Consider the following 4,695-nt stretch of genomic DNA (forward strand, 5'->3'; position numbering starts at 1 on the left):
AATCCGTCATTGACAATTTTTTAATAAAATTGAGACACTTTTGCAGACAAATCGATGCGGAGTCCGAGGTGTCATTAATCACGAAAAATGCAAATCGGAACTATAAATGCATAGCGACCGCTTTGTCAGCAATCTTAACGTTAAATCTGTCTTCAGTCCGAGCGTTTTCAGCTGATGAGCCGCTAAGTGTAAGAGTTACAGCTAGTAAACCATCTCAACCATTTGTCGAGGATGAGATTGATCTCGGCGGGGGCTTAATAGAATATTTGCTGACCGGGCAAATTCGATCGAAATTACAACGTAGATCCTACGTCTCTTCGGTTTCTCAGAATTTAATTAAGGCGAATATACCAAGCGCGGTAGCTGAATCTGGTCCTTTCACTGCTCCCTACCGAGGACCATTAGGAGTTGGTACAGTTATTGTTAATGAAACACAAGGAGACGTATATGTAATCCGCTCGGGCGGTCGCATTCAACAGTATCACGCCGGTATTGGGGCTATCGAGTTCGCTCGATCGTTGATGTCACAACGACCGTACTAGCGGCATGGCTGGAATATAATTATCATATCTATTTCAGCGTTATAGAAACGCGCCCGACATAGGTTTCCTGTCGATTGTAGTGGAAACATTACTTGTTGTGTCAAGCATGCAATTCAAAGTAATATACAAGAAATTGGCAGAAATTCACCTCAAAACAACATGCTATAACGTCGAAGAGCTGATCGCCGGCGAAGCTCTAGTGCGTTTTCGGTTTGGTGTTTGGTCCCGGCATTTGGTGGAGCGGGTTTGACCTGAAGCGACTGGGCTCGGCGAACCATGCTTTGCAGATAGCCTCGTAGGGCGTGAGACCCCGCAGGGTCTTCAGGCGGCGGCCAAAATTGTAGGCGCTCACGAAGTCGGCCAGATGGGCGCGGAGCTTGTCGTGGCTGTCATAGTGGTAACGCTTGACCGTCGCGTCCTTGATCGTGCGGTTCATTCGCTCGACCTGCCCATTCGTCCAAGGGTGCCGCGGCTTGGTCAGGCGATGGTCGATATCGTTGCGGGCACAGGCGGACTCGAAGCTGTGGGCTCGGAAGGTTTCTCCAGCTGCAATCGCCTCCTTGATGATGGATGCGGCCGAGGCAACGTTGCCGGGTGTCGTGAAGTGGGTGCCATTGTCGGTGAGCACCGTGTTCACCTTGTAGGGCACGGCCTCGATGAGATGGCGGAGGAAGTCACCCGCAACCCGCCGTGTCGCCTTCTCGTGCAACTCGACGAAGGCGAACTTGGTCGTGCGGTCGATGGCGACGAGCAGGTAGAGCCGCCCTTCCGCCGTGTGGACCTCAGCCAGATCGATGTGGAAGTAGCCGAGCGGATAAGCCTTGAAGCGCGACCGCTTGGGCTTGTCGCCGTCGACCTCCGGCAATCGGCTGATGCCGTGTCGCTGGAGGCAGCGATGAAGCGAGGAGCGGGTCAGGTGTGGGATCGTGGCCTGGAGCGCGTAGAGGCAGTCGTCGAGGGGCAGGAGTGTGTGACGCCGAAAGGCGACCACCACCGCCTCGTCCTCGGGTGACAGCACCGTCGAGCGAGGATCCTTCGGCCCCGTGCGCTGATCGGCGACCGAGGTCCGCTGCCGCCACTTGGCGACCGTCTTCTGGTTGATCCCGTAGCGCTTCGAGAGGGCCCTCAGGCTCGCTTGACTATGCTGGATCGCTCGACGGATCGCCTCCGTCGTTGTGGCGCTGCCGTGAAGAACTTGGCCCATAGCGCGTCCCTCCACTCCGACGTGAAAAGTGCACCATCAAACCCTGGGATCAAACATCTAGAGCGGGTTATGAACCTATCATCAGTCGTTCGGCTTGTTTGAACATGAGGCAGACGAAGGCGACAAGACGGAAGCCGGCCAAGGTAGTTCCGTAGCGCTCGTAATCCTTGACCAAGCGCCGGCAGCGTGTGGCCCAGGCGAAGGAGCGCTCGACGACCCAGCGCCGCGGCAGCAGCACGAAGCCGCGTTTGGCTTCCGGCGCCTTGACGACTTCCAGTGCGATCCCGTGCGCCTTCGCGGCCTCGGTTGCCCGCTGGCCGGTGTAGCCCTGATCGACGAAGGCCTTCTCGACGGTGCCGCCCGTCTCCGCCTGAACCTCGGCGGCAAGCCGGCCCGTCTCGGCCCGGTCGCCCACGTCGGCGGGGGTAACGTGCAGCGCCACCACGTGGCCGGGCGTGTCCACGGCCAGATGCACCTTCGAGCCCCGCTTGCGCTTGGCTCCGTCGTAGCCCGCCCGCTCGCCGCTCTCGGGCGACGAGCGCAGCGTCCGGCTGTCCAGGATCACCGCCGACGGCTCCGGCTCCCGATCCCCCGCCATCCGCAGCACCGCCCGCAGATCCCCGGCCACGTCGGCAAAGCGCTCCGCCGTAAGCCAACGCTGCGTCTGCTAGTAGACCGCCGCCCACGGCGGCAGATCATGCGGCATGAACCGCCAGGGCGCGCCCGTCTTCACGATGTAGCGCAGGCCGTTGAACACCTCGCGCAGTTCGTGGTCACGCTGCCCCGAACTCTCCCGCAGAAGCGCCAGATACGGTGCTACCAGCGCCCATTCCTCATCGGACACGTCGGACGAGTAGGCAGCGCGATCCAGGCTCACCCCAACCCAACGCCAAACAAAACCATCGGTTCATAACACGCTTTAGATAATTTGAGTTATCTTAAAATTATCAAAATTACTGACAGAGCTACTAAAAATAAAATTATTAGAGAAAAGCTTTTGAGGTCTGATCCGGGTGAGGATTTATTGATTTCAATAATTTTATCGTTTTTATCGATAGCCTTTATGTGCTCTCCGCCCGACCAAAGCCAATGAAAGACCACCCTGCTGTATTTAAAAAAAATAGCAACAATCATCCAAAATATTAGTTGCCATAGTTCATCAGATGACTCCGGCATTTAGTAATTAGCTCCTTTTCTTTAGAGTTCTAATAATATTATCTGTACAGTTTTTATTTATAATTTCCAATTACAGCAAACGATTATCGCCGCCGATCGGGCTTTATGATGCTACCAAAAAATGGTTGAATAACTGGATATGAGTGCCGCCGCCGGGGATGGAACGGTATCCTCAGCCACGGCACAAGACCGCTTCCCACTCTGGCAGTACTACCACGTTCTATTCACGAAAGCAGTGGATTTGGGGTGGCGAGCGCAACGTAAAGCATTGATGTAGCTTATGGATTGGATGCTGACACCAACTTTTTTCACCTGATCGAGCCCGCTACGCCCGCCATGTCCTATTCTACGTGTGTCCTGGCCTGCCCCCATTCGGTGGCCCAAGTTCGAAGTTAGTGCATCGCCGGCCGCGTGACGATGGCGGGGTGAGCGAGCGGCGCTGAGCTGCTCGGTTCCGTTGGCCAGATGATGACCTCCGGTGCAGGCGGGTGGTAGCCGAGCGACGAGTGCGGCCGGATGCTGTTGTAGTGCCTACGCCATTGCTCGATCACGACGCAGGCCTCCTTGAGGGTGTAGAACACCTCGCCGTCGAGGAGTTCATCCCGCAGCTTCGCGTTGAAGCTCTCGCAATAGCCGTTCTCCAATGGACTGCCTGGCTCGATGTAGGCGGTCTTCGAGCCGACTGCGGCAATCCAATCCTGGACCGCTTTGGCGATGAACTCCGGCCCATTGTCCGAGCGGATATGACCGGGGACCTCGCATAAGCTGAATAGGTCCGAGAGAACATCGATCACTTCGAGTGCCTTCAGCTTGCGAGATACACGGATTGCCAGATACTCGCGCGTGAACTCGCTGCGCGGTCCTTCGGTTCGTCGATCACATTTAGCATCCCGTACTTGCGCCCGTTGTGCGTGCGGTGCTCGACGAAGTCGTAGGACCAGACGTGGTCGGGTCGCTCCGGTCGCAGTCGTAGGCATGAGCCATCGTTGAGCCAGAGGCGTGCCCGCTTCGGTTGGCGAGCGGGGACCTTGAGGCCTTCCTGTCGCCAGATCCGTTCGACCCGCTTCACGTTCACCGTCCAGCCGTCGCGCCGGAGCAAGGCCGTGATCCGACGGTAGCCGTAACGGCCGTACTTGAGGGCCAACGCGATGATCGCAGCGGTCAGGGCGGCTTCGTCCTCGATCAAGACGGCGCATTTGCGCTGTGTCGAACGATGCTGGCCCAGAACACAGCAGGCGAAGCGTTCCGAGACGCCATGCTCGGCAACGACGTAATCGACACAAGCCCGGCGGCGAGCCGGGCTCAGAAGTTTCCCGAGGCTGCCTCCTTCAGGATCAGCTTCTCCAGGGTCAGGTCGGAGATTGCTCGACGGAGACGCTGGTTCACAGTCTCCAAGGACTTCAGCCGCTTGACCTGATCACCCTTCAAGCCAACGTACTCGGAACGCCAGCGGTAGTACGTGACTTCCGTCACCTCGATGGATCGGATTGCTTCAGCAACCTTGCGTCCTTGCGACACCAAGACATCGACCTGACGCAGCTTGGCGACGATCTCTTCAGCCGTATGCTTCTTCCGTCCCATAAAAATATCCTCCACATGGCTCGAAGCCATACCTCAGGGAGGACCACTTTTCAGGAGGCAGGCCATTCGAGGACCTCATGCGAAATCTGACCCGCCGGCAACGACAGCGTTGCGGACGCCGGCCGGAGCCGCGGCTGGCAATCGTCGACACGCAAAGCATCAAGTGCATCGGTGTGCGCGGGCCACGCGGCT

The 4,695-nt window shown here is 57.3% G+C and carries 2 protein-coding genes and 2 pseudogenes; 1 reads left to right on the forward strand and 3 read right to left on the reverse strand.

Annotated features, from left to right (window positions below):
* Positions 1-542, forward strand: a 542-nt coding sequence (locus FV229_RS27840; RefSeq protein ID WP_210246626.1) for a hypothetical protein, incomplete at its 5' end; no start/stop codon positions are given.
* A gap of 196 nt (positions 543-738) precedes the next feature.
* Here the strand turns inward: FV229_RS27840 and FV229_RS25335 are convergent.
* From FV229_RS25335 to FV229_RS25345, 3 genes and pseudogenes are all read right to left on the reverse strand, one after another.
* Positions 739-1,746, reverse strand: coding sequence for an IS481 family transposase (locus tag FV229_RS25335; RefSeq protein ID WP_147754577.1), 1,008 nt, complete (start codon positions 1,744-1,746; stop codon positions 739-741).
* 67 nt (positions 1,747-1,813) lie between these two features.
* Positions 1,814-2,623: pseudogene (locus FV229_RS25340) on the reverse strand (IS5 family transposase).
* A 691-nt stretch (positions 2,624-3,314) separates the two neighbouring features.
* Positions 3,315-4,503: pseudogene (locus FV229_RS25345) on the reverse strand (IS3 family transposase).
* Positions 4,504-4,695: the final 192 nt, after the last annotated feature.

It is taken from the genome of Methylobacterium sp. WL120 (genome assembly GCF_008039465.1).
Classification (GTDB): Bacteria; Pseudomonadota; Alphaproteobacteria; order Rhizobiales; family Beijerinckiaceae; genus Methylobacterium; species Methylobacterium cerastii.